This window comes from Mesorhizobium sp. M7A.F.Ca.US.006.01.1.1 (assembly GCF_003997935.1).
Lineage (GTDB): Bacteria > Pseudomonadota > Alphaproteobacteria > Rhizobiales > Rhizobiaceae > Mesorhizobium.
Genome location: NZ_RZQL01000552.1, coordinates 1 through 416 on the forward strand (window position 1 = coordinate 1; position 416 = coordinate 416).

Sequence of the window (416 nt, forward strand, 5' to 3'; positions counted from 1 at the left end):
CGCGAAGATGCCGATCGAGAGGTCCCTGTCAGTGGTGATCCGAGCCGTATTTTCGACATAGACTTTCTGGCTGCCACCACCGGAACTGCCATTGCCGCCCAGCGAGAAGGAAGGTCCGCCAACCGTCACCGCAAAGCCGCCGGAGCCGCCGCCGCCGCCGACCGACTGCGCCATGATGCCGTGCGACTGAATACCTTCGGTCTGCACGACGGCGCCGTTGATGACATCAACGGTCTTGCCGCCGCCACCGCCGGCGCCCTTGCCACCGATCCCGATGCCGAGGCCTAGGTTCAGCCCTGCGGAACCGCCGCCGGTGCCGCCGCCACCGCCGATGGATTGCGCGACAATGCCCGTCGAGCGATCGCCGATCGTATGGATCAAGCCGCCGCCAATTGTGGCCCTGACCGTCTCGGCCT

At 66.6% G+C, this 416-nt stretch carries 1 pseudogene; it reads right to left on the reverse strand.

The features are described from left to right. Window positions 1–381 (reverse strand): annotated as a pseudogene (locus tag EN943_RS37445) (hypothetical protein); the annotation flags it as partial. Window positions 382–416: the final 35 nt, after the last annotated feature.